Origin of the sequence: Pseudomonas fuscovaginae SE-1, from assembly GCF_000364705.1 — a bacterium.
In the GTDB taxonomy this organism is placed as follows: Bacteria; Pseudomonadota; Gammaproteobacteria; order Pseudomonadales; family Pseudomonadaceae; genus Aquipseudomonas; species Aquipseudomonas fuscovaginae_A.
On the sequence record NZ_AQOH01000242.1, the window covers coordinates 1 to 17,017 of the forward strand.

Annotated in this window: 15 protein-coding genes; 9 read left to right on the top strand and 6 right to left on the bottom strand. The window is 64.6% G+C overall.

From position 1 onward, the window contains the following. Positions 1–448: 448 nt before the first annotated feature. Positions 449–916: an Lrp/AsnC family transcriptional regulator gene (locus K675_RS0120405; protein WP_017905330.1), complete on the bottom strand. Its 468-nt coding sequence runs from the start codon at positions 914–916 to the stop codon at positions 449–451. A gap of 159 nt (positions 917–1,075) precedes the next feature. Between K675_RS0120405 and yedA the strand changes: the two genes are divergently transcribed. Further along, positions 1,076–1,966, top strand: a complete 891-nt coding sequence (yedA, locus tag K675_RS0120410) for a drug/metabolite exporter YedA (RefSeq protein WP_017905331.1) — start codon at positions 1,076–1,078, stop codon at positions 1,964–1,966. A gap of 71 nt (positions 1,967–2,037) precedes the next feature. Further along, positions 2,038–3,375 carry a DEAD/DEAH box helicase gene (locus tag K675_RS0120415; protein WP_017905332.1) on the top strand — a complete coding sequence of 446 codons (1,338 nt, stop codon included), beginning with the start codon at positions 2,038–2,040 and terminating at the stop codon, positions 3,373–3,375. A 368-nt stretch (positions 3,376–3,743) separates the two neighbouring features. Here K675_RS0120415 and K675_RS0120420 read toward each other — a convergent pair whose 3' ends face one another. Both K675_RS0120420 and K675_RS0120425 read right to left on the bottom strand, forming a co-directional pair. Further along, positions 3,744–4,982 carry a TIGR03862 family flavoprotein gene (locus K675_RS0120420; protein ID WP_017905333.1) on the bottom strand — a complete coding sequence of 413 codons (1,239 nt, stop codon included), beginning with the start codon at positions 4,980–4,982 and terminating at the stop codon, positions 3,744–3,746. 331 nt (positions 4,983–5,313) lie between these two features. Next, positions 5,314–6,234, bottom strand: a complete 921-nt coding sequence (locus K675_RS0120425; protein WP_017905334.1) for a histone deacetylase family protein — start codon at positions 6,232–6,234, stop codon at positions 5,314–5,316. A 92-nt stretch (positions 6,235–6,326) separates the two neighbouring features. Here K675_RS0120425 and K675_RS0120430 point away from each other — a divergent pair, with 92 nt between their 5' ends. The 3 genes from K675_RS0120430 to K675_RS0120440 all read left to right on the top strand — a co-directional run bounded on the left by K675_RS0120430 (position 6,327) and on the right by K675_RS0120440 (position 8,488). Next, entirely contained in the window at positions 6,327–6,896 is a 570-nt protein-coding gene (locus K675_RS0120430; protein WP_017905335.1) for a GNAT family N-acetyltransferase, read from the top strand. 126 nt (positions 6,897–7,022) lie between these two features. Further along, positions 7,023–7,892: an acyl-CoA thioesterase II gene (gene tesB, locus K675_RS0120435; protein ID WP_017905336.1), complete on the top strand. Its 870-nt coding sequence runs from the start codon at positions 7,023–7,025 to the stop codon at positions 7,890–7,892. Continuing rightward, a complete protein-coding gene (locus K675_RS0120440) occupies positions 7,889–8,488 on the top strand; it encodes an HAD family hydrolase (protein ID WP_017905337.1) in 600 nt (199 codons plus the stop codon). The genes tesB and K675_RS0120440 overlap by 4 nt, the downstream gene beginning before the upstream one ends. 221 nt (positions 8,489–8,709) lie before the next feature. Here the strand turns inward: K675_RS0120440 and K675_RS0120445 are convergent, their stop codons facing one another. Together K675_RS0120445 and ypfJ are read right to left on the bottom strand one after the other, a co-directional pair. Further along, positions 8,710–9,744 (bottom strand): alpha/beta hydrolase, encoded by a 1,035-nt coding sequence (locus tag K675_RS0120445; RefSeq protein ID WP_232434456.1) that lies wholly within the window; start codon positions 9,742–9,744, stop codon positions 8,710–8,712. 22 nt (positions 9,745–9,766) lie between these two features. Further along, positions 9,767–10,657, bottom strand: coding sequence for a KPN_02809 family neutral zinc metallopeptidase (ypfJ, locus tag K675_RS0120450; protein WP_017905339.1), 891 nt, complete (start codon positions 10,655–10,657; stop codon positions 9,767–9,769). A 161-nt stretch (positions 10,658–10,818) separates the two neighbouring features. Between ypfJ and pcaQ the strand changes: the two genes are divergently transcribed. From pcaQ to pcaG, 3 genes are all read left to right on the top strand, one after another. Beyond that, positions 10,819–11,748 carry a pca operon transcription factor PcaQ gene (gene pcaQ, locus K675_RS0120455; protein ID WP_017905340.1) on the top strand — a complete coding sequence of 310 codons (930 nt, stop codon included), beginning with the start codon at positions 10,819–10,821 and terminating at the stop codon, positions 11,746–11,748. 128 nt (positions 11,749–11,876) lie between these two features. Beyond that, positions 11,877–12,596, top strand: a complete 720-nt coding sequence (gene pcaH / locus K675_RS0120460) for a protocatechuate 3,4-dioxygenase subunit beta (RefSeq protein WP_017905341.1) — start codon at positions 11,877–11,879, stop codon at positions 12,594–12,596. Positions 12,597–12,607: 11 nt separating this feature from the next. Continuing rightward, positions 12,608–13,213 carry a protocatechuate 3,4-dioxygenase subunit alpha gene (gene pcaG, locus K675_RS0120465; protein ID WP_017905342.1) on the top strand — a complete coding sequence of 202 codons (606 nt, stop codon included), beginning with the start codon at positions 12,608–12,610 and terminating at the stop codon, positions 13,211–13,213. A 186-nt stretch (positions 13,214–13,399) separates the two neighbouring features. Here pcaG and K675_RS0120470 read toward each other — a convergent pair whose 3' ends face one another. Further along, positions 13,400–14,734: an MFS transporter gene (locus tag K675_RS0120470; protein WP_026145381.1), complete on the bottom strand. Its 1,335-nt coding sequence runs from the start codon at positions 14,732–14,734 to the stop codon at positions 13,400–13,402. Between the two features lie 361 nt (positions 14,735–15,095). On the opposite strand from K675_RS0120470, the gene quiC reads away from it, so the two are divergent. Then, positions 15,096–17,009, top strand: coding sequence for a 3-dehydroshikimate dehydratase QuiC (quiC, locus tag K675_RS0120475; protein WP_017905344.1), 1,914 nt, complete (start codon positions 15,096–15,098; stop codon positions 17,007–17,009). Positions 17,010–17,017: the final 8 nt, after the last annotated feature.

The following is a 17,017-nucleotide window of genomic DNA, read 5'->3' on the forward strand; positions in this document are numbered from 1 at the left end:
CATTCTCGCCTAAAAAGGTGTCCGGGGTTAGTAGACCACTACAGTTTTACATTGGCGGTGACACCCGAGCCGGGGCTTGCTGGAGTGGTGGCGTGGTGAGCCTGCTGTACTGGCGCAAGGAACCCTGGATTCGCCTGCGGGACATGCCGCAGGTGGTGCCAGTGGCCGGGAGTGGTTGTCTCTGGTGAGGGGCTGACCTGAATGATTCTATGGCGAGCGGGCTGGGCTTGTGTGGCGAGCGGGCTTGCCCGCGCTCGGCTGCAAGGCAGCCGTAAACCTGCTTGCACTGTTGTACCTGATGAAACTCGATCGTCTGGTTTGGGGCCGCTTTGCGCCCCAGCGCGGGCAAGCCCGCTCGCCACACAAGCCCAGCCCGCTCGCCACAAAAGTTCGATCGCCACATCCCCCTGGTCCGATCACCACAAGCTGGAGCCAGCTTCCCGTCTTGTCAGCCCTTGGCCTTGCCATTGCCGTTGCTCTCCAGATGCCCCAACGGCACCCGCGGCTCGATGGCGCTGGACAGCACGACCGAGGTCTTGCTGAGGCCGAACTGGGCCACCCGGTTGATCAGTTCCTCCAACTCGCCCATAGAGCCCACCGCCGCCTGCATGATCACGCAGGGATCGCCCGTGACCCGATGGCATTCGGTGATCTGCGGGATCTGCGCGAGTTCGTCGTAGATCTGCTGCTTGCCATGTTGGTTCAGGCGCAATTCGATCACGCAACGGATCGGCAGGCCGAGCTTGTCCAGGTCGACCTTGGCCTGGTAGCCGGTGATCACGCCACAGCTTTCGAGCTTCGACACCCGCTCGGCCACGGCCGGGGCGGACAGGTTGACCCTGCGCGCCAGTTCGGCGAACGAGGCGCGGCCGTTTTCCAGCAGGGCTCCCAGGATCAAACGGTCGTACTTGTCCATCTACAAAAGCCTCTGCAATACCCGCTTTCGAAAACACGGGTCATGCCCGTGATATCCGTTTTTTAGAAAGTGTACTGGCATGATAACGCGGTTTTGTAACTTATTATTTGTCGTTGGCCTTTCTAGAATAGCCTTCCCTTGTCCTGCCCCGAGCCACCCATGTCCGCGCCTCGCCGCTTTCCGCTACCGTTGATCGGTGCCTTTTTCGCGTTGTATTTCATCTGGGGATCGACCTACCTGGCGATCCGCATCGGTGTGGAGTCCTGGCCGCCGCTGCTGATGGCCGGTCTGCGCTTCGTGATCGCCGGTGCCCTGATGTATGCCTACCAGCGCTGGCGCGGAGTGCCGGCGCCGACCTGGCAGCAGTGGAAGGCCGCCGCGGTGATTGGCATATTGCTGCTGACGGTCGGCAACGGTGCGGTGACTCTCGCCGAGTATATCGGCGTGGCCTCGGGCATTGCTGCGCTGACGGTCGCCACCGTGCCGCTGTTCACCCTGCTTTGCGGCTACTTCTGGGGTGGCCGTGCCACTCGTCTCGAATGGGCCGGTATCGTGCTCGGGCTGATCGGTATCGCGCTGCTCAACATGGGTTCCAATCTGCAGGGCAGCCCGCTGGGCGCGGGCCTGATCCTGCTGGCGGCGGCCAGTTGGTCTTTCGGCTCGGTCTGGAGCAAGCACCTGCCGCTGCCGTCCGGCGGCATGGCGAGCGCGGCGGAAATGCTGGTGGCCGGCGTAGTGCTGCTGCTGGCCAGTTTCGCCCGCGGCGAGCGCCTGACCCAGATGCCCTCCGTGGAAGGCTGGGCGGTCATGGCCTACCTGGTGCTCTTCGGCTCGATCATCGCCTTCAACGCCTACATGTACCTGCTCAAGAACGTCCGCCCGGCGGCGGCCACCAGCTATGCCTACGTCAACCCGGCAGTGGCGGTGCTGCTGGGCATCCTGTTCGCCGACGAGCACATCGGCTGGCACGAATGCCTGGCCATGGCGGTGATCATCAGTGCCGTGGTGTTGATCGGTTTGCCGCAGTGGCGCAAGCCGAAAGGGGCCTGACAGGGTAAACTGCCGCGCATGGCTTCTTGCGCTGACTCTTTTCCCACGGTGCTCTTTTTTATGGTACTTGCATGACATTCGCCACTCTCGGCCTGATCGAACCCCTGACCCGGGCCCTGGACACTCTCGGCTACAAGGAGCCGACGCCGGTCCAGGCCCAGGCCATTCCCGCCGTGCTGGCCGGCCGTGACCTGATGGCCGCGGCCCAGACCGGCACCGGCAAGACCGCCGGTTTCGCCCTGCCATTGCTGCAACTGCTGGCCATGGAAGGGCCCAAGGTCGCGGCCAACTCGCTGCGAGCGCTGATCCTGGTGCCGACCCGCGAATTGGCCGAGCAGGTCCATGAGAGTGTTCGTCAGTACGCCGAGCACCTGCCGCTGAGCACCTACGCGGTGTACGGCGGGGTCAGCATCAACCCGCAGATGATGAAGCTGCGCCGTGGCGTCGATCTGCTGGTGGCGACCCCCGGCCGCCTGCTCGACCTGTTCCGCCAGAACGCCATCAAGTTCAACCAGTTACAGACCCTGGTACTGGATGAGGCCGACCGCATGCTCGACCTGGGCTTCCAGGAAGAGCTGGGCAACATCTACCGGGCGCTGCCGAAGAAGCGCCAGACCCTGCTGTTCTCGGCAACCTTCTCCGATGCCATCCGCCTGCTGGCCGGGCAGACCCTGAACGACCCGCTGAGCATCGAGGTCAGTCCGCGCAACGTGGCGGCCAGTACCGTCAAGCAATGGGTGGTGACGGTCGACAAGAAGCGCAAGTCGGAACTGTTCGTGCACCTGCTGCGCAAGAACAAGTGGAAGCAGGTGCTGGTGTTCGCCAAGACCCGCAATGGTGTCGACCAGCTTGTGGAGAAACTCCAGGGCCTGGGGGTGAGTGCCGACGGCATCCACGGCGACCGGCCGCAGGCGACCCGCCAGCGCGCGCTGGACAGCTTCAAGCAGGGCGAAGTGCAGATCCTGGTGGCGACCGATGTCGCGGCCCGGGGCCTGGATATCGAAGACCTGCCGCTGGTGGTCAACCTCGACCTGCCGATCGTCGCCGAGGACTATGTGCACCGGATCGGTCGCACCGGTCGTGCCGGCTCCACCGGTGAGGCGATTTCCCTGGTGTGCGCCGATGAGGTGAACCTGTTGTCGGCGATCGAGACCCTGACGCGCCAGACCCTCAAGCGCCAGGACGAGGCCGGTTTCGAGCCGGATCACCGGGTACCGCAGACCGATGGGGCTGGCAACGTGGTGAAGAAACCGAAGAAGCCGAAGAAACCCAAGGAGTCGGGCGGTGGCAAGCGCAACCTGGGACGTTGGGTGGACAGTGGCGAGAAGCCGGAAGAGGTCGCGCCGCCGGTCAAACCGGTGCGCAAGGTCCCGGCGTTCAACACCGGGCCGCGCAAGCGCAAGCCTTGAGTCCTGCCTCGGTGCTTGTGGGAGAGGCTAGGCTTTGTCTGAAAAGTCTTGAGACGAAGGTCAGGCAAGGCGAAAACCGCCGAGGAACGGCCGGGGTCGCGCCCGACTTTACTGGAGTAAATGAGCATTCCGAGGCGGTTTTCAACGCAGCATCACCGAGTATCAAGATTTTTCAGACAGAGCCTAGGGTTCTGCGCAAGGCTTGAGGGCTTATTCGCGGTGGTCCGACGCCTCGGTAAATCCTTCTCCCACAGACGCGGATCTTGTAGGAGCAGGGCTTGCCCGCGAAGCTTTTGGCGTCCTTGAGGGTGCCTTCGCGGGCAAGTCCTGCTCCTACAGCGGCCGTGCGGGCTCGGGTCAGGGGATGTTCAGGAGCGGCGCTTGAGCCACTCCAGGATGCCTTTCCCCGCGACCCGCCCGCTGGCAAAGCAGGCAGTCAGCAGATAGCCGCCGGTCGGCGCTTCCCAGTCGAGCATTTCGCCGGCGCAGAACACTCCCGGCAGCGCCTTGAGCATCAGCCGCTCATCCATCGCTTCGAACGTCACGCCACCGGCACTGCTGATCGCCTCGTCCAGCGGACGGGGCGCCACCAGCCTGAGCGGCAGGGCCTTGATCGCGCGGGCCAACTGCTCGGGATCGCCGAAGCAGGCGGCATCCGTCAGCTCACGCAACAACGCCGCCTTGACCCCGTCGATACCCACCTGGCTGTGCAGGTGCTTGGCCATCGAGCGCGAACCACGTGGCTTGGCGAGGGCCGTGCGCAGTTGTTCACGGGTCTTGCCCGGCAGCAGGTCGATCTCGATGACGGCCGAGCCCTGTCGGTTGATCTGTTCACGGATTCCGGCGGACAGGGCATAGATCAGGCTGCCTTCGATCCCGCTGGCGGTGATCACGCATTCGCCCAGGCGAAGGGCGTCGTGCCGCAGACCGATGGCGACGTTCTTCAACGGGGCGCCGGCGAACTTGTCCTTGAGCAGTGGGCTCCAGGCCGTGACCTCGAAGCCGCAATTGCTCGGTTGCAGCGGCGCCACCGCGACAGCCTGCTGTTGCAGCAGCGGCAACCAGGCACCATCAGAGCCCAGCCGGGCCCAGCTGCCGCCACCGAGGGCCAGCAGGGTCGCCTCGGCCTCGACCAGCCTTTCGCCGTCCGGGCTGTGGATAACCAGCTTACCGTCCCGCCAGCCTACCCACCGATGACGGGTGTGGATAACCACGCCGGCATCGCGCAGGCGCTTGAGCCAGACACGTAGCAGCGGGGCGGCTTTCATGTCGCTGGGGAACACCCGGCCGGAAGTACCGACAAACGTAGTGATCCCCAGGCCGTGAATCCACTCGCGCAATTCATCGGCGCCGAAGGCCCGCAGCATCGGTGCGATCTGCGGTGCGCGTTCGGCATAACGCGAGAGAAACGCCGGGTAGGGCTCCGAATGAGTGATGTTCATGCCGCCGACGCCTGCCAGCAGGAACTTGCGTCCGACCGAGGGCATGCCGTCGTACAGATCGACCTGGAGACCCGCCTGGCTCAGCACCTCGGCGGCCATCAGGCCGGCTGGGCCGCCGCCGATGATGGCGACGCGGGAAGGGGTATCGGGGGCTGGACGGCTCATGAGGGGCTGCGAATCGGCTGGACGGGGCGCGTATTCTACGTTTTTCCACAGCCTTGTGGTGTGTGGGCGGTTGCGGGCCTCTTCGCGGGCAAGCCCGGCGCCTACAGGATTCGTGTCGTCCTCAACGCACGAGTTTGATGCGGTCACTGAGCCGGGCTTGCCCGCGAATGAGCCTTCCTGTCGTGCACCCATCGATCGAAACGGCACGCCATCGGCATGTGTACGAAAAACATACAACCGTCCGTCAGCCTTGCCCGGCAAGGCCTGTGCAGCCTTTCACGCAGGTTATCCACAGGCGGTTCCACAGCCATTGTGGGTAAACCTGCACAACTCAATGACAGCCTGATGACGCCCAGACCCGCTGCGCACTGTGATGGAGGATGCCATGCCGGCGGGCCAGGGCCTGGCGGTCCTTGCTGTAGCCGCCGCCGATCACCCCGACCACCGGGATGTCACGCCCCAGGCACTGGCGCAGAACCTTCTCATCCCGCGCCGCCACGCCTTCGTCGGTCAGCTTCAGGTAGCCGAGGGCATCGTCCTTGTGCACGTCGACGCCGGCGTCGTACAGCACCAGGTCCGGCTGATACAGCGGCAGCAGGTAGTTCAGCGCATCGTCCACCACTTGCAGGTAGTCGGCATCGCCCATGCCCATGGGCAGGGGAATATCCCAGTCACTGCGGGCCTTGCGCGCCGGGAAATTTTTCTCGCAGTGCAGGGAAACCGTAATGGCCTCGGGAGTGTCTTCAAGGATGCGGGCGGTGCCGTCGCCCTGGTGCACGTCGCAATCGAAGATCAGCACCCGGCCCACGCGTCCGCTCTCGAGGAAATAGCGGCTGATCACCGCGAGGTCGTTGAAGATGCAGAAACCCGCCGGGTGGTCGTAATGGGCATGATGGGTGCCACCGGCCAGGTGACAGGCCAGGCCGTGTTCCAGAGCCTGCTCGGCGGCCAGCAGCGAGCCGCCCACTGCCCGTACGGTACGGCGGGCCAGGGCTTCGTTCCAGGGCAGGCCGAGGCGGCGCTGGTCTTCGCGGGACAGCTCGCCGGCCATGTAGCGCTCGATGTAATCGCGGTCATGGGCCAGGGCGAGGATATCCACAGGGCAGATCTCTGGACGCAGAAGTGCCGGGTCGCTGGTGAGGCCACTGTCCACCAGGTGATCGCGCAGCAGGCGGAACTTGTCCATGGGGAACCGATGCTCCGGCGGAAACTCGGGGCTGTAGTCGTCGTGATAGATCAGTGGCAATGGCATGGCGATTTCATGTAGGAATAAGGAAGGATCTTATCAGCGCGATACACTTGCGGGCAGGAAACCGCGTGGCAAGGAATCCTGGAGGGGGAGTGATGGAGCCGATACTGGAACTTGAGAGCGCGCGTCTGCTGTTGCGCCAGTGGCGTGACGACGACTTGCCGGAGTTTGCCCGGATGTGCGCCGATCCCCAAGTCATGCGCTATTTCCCGGTGGCCTTGAGCCGTCTGGAAAGCGCCGCGTTGATCGGGCGCATCCGCGGCCATTTCGCCGAGCACGGGTTTGGTCTCTGGGCCCTGGAGCGCAAGGACACCGGTGCGTTCATCGGCCTGACCGGGCTGGCCCACGTCAACTTCGACGCCGATTTCACCCCGGCGGTGGAAATCGGCTGGCGTCTGGCCCATGAACACTGGGGCCTGGGCTACGCCAGCGAGGCCGCCTGGACCGCTTTGCGCTGCGCCTTCGACCGCTTGGCGCTGGAGGAGGTGGTGGCGTTCACCACCGAGGCCAATACCCCTTCGCAGAAGGTCATGCAGGCCATCGGCATGCACTACGACCCGACGGCGGATTTCGAGCACCCCAAGCTGGCCGAGGACCATCCGCTGCGCAAGCACGTGCTGTACCGCATCAGCCGCGACCAGTGGCTGGAAACCCTGCACGGCTAGCGTTTACGGGCCCAGGTGCCGCAAACGCTGTATCATTTGCGGCATGAGTGCTGTCATCGAACAGCGAATGACCTCGATCGCCGCGGTCAAGACCCGGCGGCATTGCCCTGTGTGAGGAGCGTTTTGATGAGCCAAGTGCTGGAAGACCTGGTCGATTTGCTGACCCTGGAATCGATCGAGGAAAACCTCTTTCGCGGGCGTAGCCAGGACCTCGGCTTTCGCCAGTTGTTCGGTGGCCAGGTGCTGGGCCAGTCGCTGTCGGCGGCGAGCCAGACCGTCGAGGATGCGCGACACGTGCACTCGCTGCACGGCTACTTCCTGCGTCCCGGTGATGCGGCGCTGCCGGTGGTGTACTCGGTCGACCGCGTGCGCGACGGCGGCAGCTTCAGCACCCGGCGCGTGACCGCGATCCAGAAGGGCCACCCGATCTTCACCTGCAGCGCGTCGTTCCAGTACGACGAACAGGGTTTCGAGCACCAGAGCAGCATGCCGCAGGTGGTCGGGCCGCAGAACCTGCCCTCGGAGCTGGAGATCACCCGCCAGCGCGCGCACCTGATCCCCGAGCACATGCGCGACAAGCTGCTGTGCCCCAAGCCGATCGAAGTGCGCCCGGTGACCGAGAAGGACCCCTACAATCCGCAGCCGGCTGATCCGATCAAGTACGTCTGGTTCCGTGCCGACGGCGCCCTGGCCGATATCCCGGCCCTGCACAAGTACCTGCTGGCCTATGCCTCGGACTTCGGCCTGCTGACCACCTCGATGCTGCCCCATGGCCGCTCGGTGTGGCAGAAGGACATGCAGGTCGCCAGCCTCGACCACGCGTTGTGGTTCCACGCCGACCTGCGCGCCGATGACTGGCTGCTGTACGCGATGGACAGCCCCTGGGCCGGCAACTCCCGTGGTTTCTCCCGTGGCAGCGTGTACAACCGCGCCGGCGTGCTGGTGGCGTCGGTGACCCAGGAAGGCCTGATCCGTCATCGCAAGGACTGGGCATGAGCCTGGCCGATGTGCGTCACTGGGTGTTCGACATGGACGGCACCCTGACCGTCGCCGTGCACGATTTCGCGGCGATCCGCGTGGCCTTGTCGATCCCTCCGGAGGACGACATCCTCACCCACCTGGCGGCGTTGCCGGCCGACGAGGCGGCGGCCAAGCATGCCTGGTTGCTGGAGCATGAGCGCGACCTGGCGCTGGACTCGAAACCGGCGGTGGGCGCGGTGGAACTGGTGCGCGAACTGGCCGGGCGCGGTTACCGCCTGGGCATCCTGACGCGCAATGCCCGTGAGCTGGCGCATGTCACGCTGCAGGCGATCGGCCTGGCCGACTGCTTCGCCATCGAGGATGTGCTGGGTCGCGACGACGCGCCGCCCAAGCCGCACCCGGGCGGCCTGCTGAAACTGGCCGAGGCCTGGAATGTTGAGCCGAGCGAGATGGTGATGGTCGGTGACTACCGCTTCGACCTCGACTGTGGCCGGGCGGCGGGAACCCGGACCGTGCTGGTGAATCTGCCGGACAATCCGTGGCCGGAGCTGGCCGACTGGCATGCCGAGGATTGCGCGGCGCTGCAGCAGTTGATCAGTCAGCCATCGTGAGCAGGCCGCTACCTCTGTAGGAGCCGGCTTGCGGGCGATGGCGATCTGTCAGTCGACACCTTTGCAGACAGATACCCTTCGTGGCGAGCGGGCTTGCCCGCGCTGGAGCGCAAAGCGCTCCCAGACCCGGTCGTCACGGCTTGTCAGTCAGACCGCAATGGCTCGTTTACGGCTGCGGTGCAGCCGAGCGCGGGCAAGCCCGCTCGCCACGCTGTGTGCGGTTACTGGCTGAACAACACGTTCTGCCCCTGCGGCGAAGTGAACATCCGGTTGCCGTCATGCCCCACACCCGGTACCTCCACCAGCTTCTGCGCCAACCCCCGCGGATGCCGTTGCTGCAGATAGGCAAAGTAGTTGTGTCCGCGAACCAACCGATAGGCGCCCTGGGCCTCGGCCGCGCAACTCCTGTCCAGGGCCGGGTGGTTGGGATTGGTGTCCTGCTGCCCGAGCAGGTAGGTGACATCGCGCTGCACGTAGGCCTGTTCCAGTTGGGCTGGTGATTGCCCGGTGGCATACACCGGTAGGTTCTGTAGGCCGTACTTCCAGTCATTGAAGCCCGGACAGCCCGCCGGATCGAAGCCCTTCGCCGGCCGTTGGGCGCTGAAGTAGGCGTAGGACGAAGGGTTGGCGACCACGTAGCGCAAGCGGATGCCGCTGCTGGCCAACTGCGCATCGCCGTGCCCGACCAGGGCGTAGCGCTGGACCACCTGGCCACCGCCGGAATGCCCGGCAATCACCACCTCGCGCAGCGCCGGGAATTTCTTGCGGTTGCCCAGGCGCGCCAGCACTTCATCCACCGCCGCATAGGAGCTCATCGACGCCGAGCCGACGGCGGCTTCGCCGGCCATCCAGTCATTGTCGTGCCAGCGCAGCAGTCGGTCGGGCAGGTGATTGCGCCGCACATCGCTCTCGTTGAGAAACTGCGGCGCAATGATCAGCGTGCTGCTCGCCTGGCCTGCCTGGGACGCGGCCGTTTCCGCACCCTGCAGGTAGGTCATGGCGTTGCGCAGGCGGCCGTGGACGATGATCAGCACCCGCTGTACATCGGGCATCGGCCCGCGCCAGTCGCGACTCAGGCCGACACTCAATTCGCCGCCCGACAGCTTCAGGTGGTTGGGGCTGACCTCCCTGACCCCATGCTCCGCCGCCCCTGCGCCGAGGCACACCCCCAGCAGCACGGTCCCCTGTAGGAGCCGGCTTGCTGGCGATAGCGCCCGACCAGACGTCAGGGAAGTCAACTGACGAAACACGCCCATGAGCAAGCCACTCCCCATTCATTCACAAACTCTTTGCGGCAAAGGTATCGCATTGACTGAGTTGCCCCTGGGCGAAGCCGACCTTGAACCAGCGCACCCGCTGCGCGGACGTGCCATGGGTGAAGGAGTCGGGAACCACGCGGCCCTGACCCTGTTGTTGCAGGCGATCATCACCGATTGCGTTGGCGGCGTTCAAGGCCTCTTCCACGTCGCCGGGCTCCAGCCAGTGCAGGCGTTGCTGCGCGTGCCAGGCCCAGACACCGGCCAGGCAGTCGGCTTGCAGCTCCTGGCGTACCAACAGGCCGCCATCACCTTCCATCCGCCGGCCTTGTTGGCGCGCCGCCTGCATCTTGGCCGACACGCCGAGAAGGGTCTGTACGTGATGACCGACTTCGTGGGCGATCACGTAGGCCTGTGCGAATTCGCCGGCAGCCTTGAAGCGTTGGGACATCTCGCGGAAGAAATCCAGGTCCAGGTAGACCCGCTGGTCCGCCGGGCAGTAGAACGGTCCGGTGGCCGACGAGGCCAAGCCGCAGGCCGAGGCGACCCGGCCGCGAAACAGCACCAGCGTCGGATCGCGGTACTGGCGTGCGGCCTGCTGGAAGATCTGGCCCCAGGTGTCCTCGGTGTCGCCGAGGATCGCCCGGACGAAGTCCGCCTGTTCGTCATTGGCCGGCGGCGTCTGGCGCGTCTGTTGGGTGGAGACCGCCGATGGCTGGCTCAACTGACCGCTGAGTTGTCCGAGAATCTGCATCGGATCCTGGCCGGTCAGCAGGCCGATGCCGACGATCAACACCACCGCTGTCAGGCTCAAGCCCTTGCCGCCGCCGAAGCGCAGACCGCCGCCACCGGCATTGTCGTCGTTGCGGGCATCCACCACGTTGTCGCTGCGCCGTCCTTTTTTCCAGAGCATGTGGGAATCCTCCCGTCGTTGTGCCATTTGAGTGTCGTTGCCGCGACGCGTCACCGCCAGTCCGGTCGTCAGGCCGCGGATTCGCTTGAGAAACCGCCGCCGGCGTCGAATATCAGACACAATTGGCGTCGTCCCGATCCGTACCCGGAGTCCGCCGTCTCGTGAACATCGATACCCGCATCAAATTCCGCCACCTCGTGTGCTTCCTGGAAATGGCCCGCCAGGGCAGCCTGGCGCGGGCGGCGGATGTTCTGGCGGTGAGCCAGCCGGCGATGTCCAAGACCCTCAAGGAGCTGGAAGAGCTGCTGGACACCCGCCTGTTCGAGCGCAGCAAGAGCGGTATCAGCCTGACCGAGGCCGGGGTGGCGTTCCTGCGTTATGCCGGGCCTTCGGTGCAGACCCTGCGCGAGGGCGTGCAGGCCTTGCGCGAAGGTGAATACGCCGCCGGCGTGGTGCGCCTCGGCGTGCTGTCGACGGTGGAAAGCCTGCTGATCCCGGAAGTGGTGCGGCGCCTGCACGAGCGGCATCCGGCACTGGTGGTCAGCGTGGTGACGGGGCCGAGTGCCTACCTGCTCTCGCAACTGCGGGTCGGCGATGTCGACCTGGTGGTGGGGCGGATGACCGACAGCCCGGAGATCCAGGGCCTGACCTTCGAGCATCTTTATAGTGAATCCATGACGCTGGTGGCCCGTCCCGATCATCCGCTGCTCGATGGCGCGCTGGATCGTTCGGCGGTGGAAAACTATCCACTGGTGCTGCCGCTGGCGGGCACCACCATCCGCAAGTTCGCCGACAGCCTGTTCGTGCAGTGCGGCCTCAGTCCGTCGCGGCAACGCCTGGAAACCCTGTCGGTGGCCTTGAGCCGGCGCTACGTGTTGTCCAGCGCTGCGCTTTGGCTGGCGCCGCTGGATGCGGTGCGCCTCGACCTGGCGCGGGGCGAGTTGCATGAGATCGACCTCGGGCAGCGTGAACCGGGCGGTTCGGTGGGCATTTCGAGCAATGCCAGCCTGCCGCTGTCGCTGGCTGCACAATGGGCCGTGGAGGTGCTGCGGGAAGTGGGGCAGGCCTATCGGGAGGGTCAGTACCCATAACCATTTGGTTATGGATTGGGCCCGGCTTTTCAATGTTCAGCGGTTTCCGGTTGGGGCAGGCTGCAAGCGCGTGATTTGCAGTGTGTAGCGTGCAGCTACCTTTCCCATAAAAACAACAGGAGACCGACATGTCTGAAGCAGACAGCAGTCGTTTTGTCATTCGTGACCGTAATTGGCACCCCAAGGCCCTGACCCCGGACTACAAGACCTCCATCGCCCGTTCCCCGCGCCAGGCGCTGGTGAGCATTCCGCAGTCGGTCAGCGAAAGCACCGGCCCGGATTTTTCCCATTTGAAGTTCGGCCGTTTCGACAACGACCTGCTGCTCAACTTCAACAATGGCGGCCTGCCGGTGGGCGAGCGCATCATTCTCGCCGGCCGGGTCTGCGACCAGTACGGCAAGCCGATTCCCCACACCCTGGTGGAAATCTGGCAGGCCAACGCCGGCGGCCGCTATCGGCACAAGAACGACCGTTACATGGCGCCCCTGGACCCGAACTTCGGTGGTGTCGGCCGGGCGCTGACCGACCGTGACGGCCACTACACCTTCCGCACCATCAAGCCCGGGCCGTACCCGTGGCGCAACGGCCCGAACGACTGGCGTCCGGCGCATATCCACGTGTCGATCAGCGGCCCGTCGATCGCCACGCGGCTGATCACCCAGCTGTATTTCGAAGGCGACCCGCTGATTCCGATGTGCCCCATCGTCAAGTCGATCGCCAACCCCGAGGCGGTGCAGAGCCTGGTCGCCCGGCTCGACATGGGCAATGCCAATCCAATGGATTGCCTGGCCTATCGCTTCGACATCGTGCTGCGCGGCCAGCGCAAGACCCACTTCGAAAACTGCTGAGGAGACCGACCATGCCTGTTCAACTGCTCATGGAAACCCCGTCCCAGACCGCCGGTCCCTACGTGCATATCGGCCTGGCGCTGGCGGCGGCCGGCAACCCGCCCCGTCCCGAGGAAATCTGGAACCGGATGGCCAAGCCCGACGCGCCCGGCGAACACATCCTGCTGTTCGGCAACGTCTACGATGGCAACGGCCACCTGGTGCGCGACTCCTTCCTGGAGTTCTGGCAGGCCAACCACGAAGGGGTCTACGACAGCGCGTTCGATTCGGAGAAGTCGTTCAACAGCTTCGGCCGCACCGCGACCACCTTCGATGCGGGGGAGTGGACCCTGGAGACCATCAAGCCGGGTGTGGTGAACAACGCCGCCGGCGTGCCGATGGCACCGCATATCAATGTCTCGCTGTTCGCGCGGGGGATCAACATCCACCTGCAGACCCGCCTGTATTTCTCTGACGAGGCCGAGGCCAACGCCCAGTGCCCGGTGATCAACCTGATCGAGCAGCCGCAGCGTCGCGAAACCCTGGTTGCCCAGCGCTGTGAAGTGAATGGACGGACGGCCTACCGGTTCGATATCCGTATCCAGGGTGAGGGCGAGACGGTGTTCTTCGATTTCTGATGCCAGTGTGGGCGATGCTTGCATCGCCCACACGCTGTATGCCTTGTGGGAGCCGGCTTGCTGGCGATAGCGTCCTTTCAGCCAACCACGATATCGGCTGTCAGGGCGCTATCGCCAGCAAGCCGGCTCCCACAGGTTTGGACTGCCCCAAGAAGTTGGACAGTCCAGGGTTTCCGGTGACTGGCTTCAGTCGTCCAGCTTCGGAATCTTGCGCGGCGCCATGAAGTACATCCAGGTCAGCGCCAGGAAGTACATCGCCGGGATCAGCGTGAACAACACCGCATAGTTGTTGTTCGTGATGGTCAGGATATGGCCTACCAACTGCGTCATGAACATCCCGCCGATCGCCGCGCACATGCCGCCAAAGCCGAATACCGTGCTCATCATGTGCTTGGGCGTGTAGTCCATCACCAGGCTCCAGATATTCGCGGTCCAGGCCTGGTGCGCGCCGATGGCCAGGGAGATTGCCCCCACCGCCACCCACAGGTGACTGGAGCCGGCCGCCAGCACCACGCCGATGATGCAGCAGGCGAACAGCAGCATTGACAGCAGGCGGGCGCGGATCGGGTTCATCCCGCGACCGATCAGGAACGAGGACAGGATACCGCCACCGACGCTGCCGAAGTCGGCGGTCAGGTAGATGATGATCAGCGGGATACCCATCTGCGTCACGCTGATGCCCAGGTTGTACTGCTGGTTGAGGAACGGCGGCAGCCAGTAGAGGTAGAACCAGAACACCGGCGCGGTCAGCGAGTAGGCCAGGGCGAAGGCCCAGGTGCCGCGCATGCGCAGGATCCGCGAGAACGGCACGCCGGGTTGCTCCGGCTCGACTTCCTTCTGGACGTACGCCAGCTCCGAAGCCTTTACCGAGGGGTGATCTTCCGGGTTGAAGTACTTCAGGCCCCAGAACAGCAGCCAGATGCCGCCCAGCGCCGCCATGCACAGGAAGGCGGCCTGCCAGCCCCAGACCTGCAGGACGATCGGCAGCAGCATCGGCGTGAACATCGCCCCGACGTTGGTCCCTGCGTTGAAGATGCCGGTGGCCACCGCCCGCTCGCCGGCGGGGAACCAGAGCCGGGTGGTTTTCACGCAGGCCGGGTAGTTGGCCGCTTCGGTCAGGCCGAGGATGAAGCGGCAGATCATGAAGCCCACCGCCGAGGTCGCCAGACCATGGGCGCCGGTGGCCAGGCTCCACAGCAGTACCGCGCAGAAGAATACCCGCTTCACGCCGAGACGATCGATCAACCGGCCCTGCAGGACGAAACCGACGGCATAACCGACCTGGAACCAGAAGTTGATGTTGGCGTAGTCCATCGCCGTCCAGCTCATTTCCTTGGCGAGGATCGGCTGCATGACGCCCAGGGCGGCACGGTCGATGTAGTTCAGGGTGGTGGCGAAGAACACCAGGGCCAGCATGCCCCAGCGGGTCGAGCCGACGGCCATGGCGCCGCGAAGTTTGGCGGCGATGCCGCCGCCGGTGCTGCCCTGGCTCACAGGGGAGCTTTGCGAAGATGAAAGCATGAGCGATTACCCGTTTTTTGGAATTGTGACTGGGTTTGCGGAACGTTTGAAGCACTGCCTTGGCCCGGACGATGGTGCGCAGCGGGCAAAAGACCGTCAATTCGCCGCGGACCATTGTGGTCGATAATCGCACACAAAACTAACCAGTTCGTACACTTTGATTGAAGTCGTGGCTTCGCTGCATCAATAATCCGGTCACTTCCGAGGCCCGCTGAAGCTCATTCCGTGGGAGCCGGCCGGGCGGCGTTCCGCTTGCTGGCGATAGCGGTCTGTCAGTCAACATGACCATCGGCGACTGCCACCGCACCCTCGGTTTCGGTCCGTGTCCACAATAAAAACGCCCACTGCCGGGAGTCGACTCATGCAGCGTTCCATAGCCACCGTGTCCCTGAGCGGCACCCTGCCGGAAAAACTCGATGCCATTGCCGCCGCCGGCTTCGATGGCGTGGAGATCTTCGAAAACGACCTGCTCTATTATGACGGCAGTCCGCGGGAAATCCGCCAGCGGTGCGCGGACCTGGGCATCGCCATCACCCTGTTCCAGCCCTTTCGCGATTTCGAAGGCTGCCGCCGCGACCGTCTGGCACGCAACCTGGAGCGGGCCGAGCGCAAGTTCGACCTGATGCAAGAGTTGGGCACCGACCTGGTGCTGGTGTGCAGCAACGCCTCGGCCGACAGCCTGGGCGAGCGGCAGATCCTGGTCGACGACCTCCACCTGCTGGCCGAGCGCGCCGGCGCCCGTGGCCTGCGTATCGGCTACGAGGCCCTGGCCTGGGGCCGGCACGTCAACACCTACCAGCAGGTCTGGGACATCGTCCGCCAGGCCGATCATCCGAGCCTGGGCGTCCTGCTCGACAGCTTCCACACCCTGTCGCTCAAGGGCGATCCGAGCGGCATCGCGCAGATTCCCGGCGACAAGATCTTCTTCGTACAGATGGCCGATGCGCCGATCCTGGCGATGGATGTGCTGGAGTGGAGCCGGCATTTCCGCTGCTTCCCAGGGCAAGGCGAGTTCGATCTGCCGGGGTTTCTCGCGCCGATCATCAAGAGTGGCTATACCGGGCCGCTATCCCTGGAAATTTTCAACGACGGTTTTCGTGCCGCGCCACCCCGGGCCAACGCTGCCGATGGTTTGCGCTCGTTGCTCTACCTGGAAGAGAAAACCCGCGAGCGACTGGCCCTGGAATCCGTACCGGTGGCCCATCTCGACACCCTGTTCGCGCCGCCGCCGGTCAGCGACAACGACGGCATCGAGTTCCTCGAATTCGCCGTGGACGAAAGCCTCGGTGCCAAGCTGCGCCACTGGCTGGAGCGCCTGGGTTTCAGCAAGGTCGGCCAGCACCGTTCGAAAAGTGTCAGCCTGCTGCGCCAGGGCGATATCAACCTGATTCTCAACTCCGAGCCCTATTCCTTTGCCCACAGCTTTTTCGAGGCCCATGGCCCGTCGCTGTGCGCCACGGCAATCCGGGTCAAGGACAGCGCCAGCGCCCTGGCCCGCGCGGTGGCCTACAAGGGCCAGCCCTATCGTGGCCTGGTCGGGCCCAATGAGCTGGAACTGGCGGCGGTGCGTGCCCCGGACGGTAGCCTGATTTACCTGGCCGACCAGCAAACCGCCGGACAGAAGCTCTACGAAACCGATTTCCACCTGTCGTCCGCCGCCCCTTCGAGCACGGGGGGGCTCAAGCGTATCGACCACATGGCCATGGCGCTGCCTGCCGACAGTCTCGACAGTTGGGTGTTGTTCTACAAAAGTCTGCTCGACTTCGAGGCTGACGACGAGGTGGTGCTGCCCGACCCCTACGGCCTGGTCAAGAGCCGGGCGCTGCGCAGCCGCTGCAGCTCGATCCGTCTGCCGCTGAACATCTCCGAGAACCGCAACACGGCGATTTCCCATGCGTTGTCCAGTTATCGCGGCTCCGGCGTGCACCATATCGCCTTCGATTGCGAGGACATCTTCGCCGAAGTCCGGCGGGCCAAGGAGGCCGGGGTGCCGCTGCTGGACATTCCGCTCAACTACTACGACGACCTGGCGGCGCGCTTCGATTTCGACGACGAGTTCCTCAGCGAACTGGCCTATTACAACGTGCTGTATGACCGTGATACCCAGGGTGGCGAGCTGTTCCACGTGTACACCGAGCCGTTCGAGGGGCGCTTCTTCTTCGAGATCCTGCAACGGCGCAATGGCTATGTCGGCTACGGCGCGGCGAACGTCGCGGTGCGGCTGGCCGCGATGGCCAAGTCCCGCAGCGGCGCGGCTCGCCACGCCCGGTTGTAGGGCTGGCC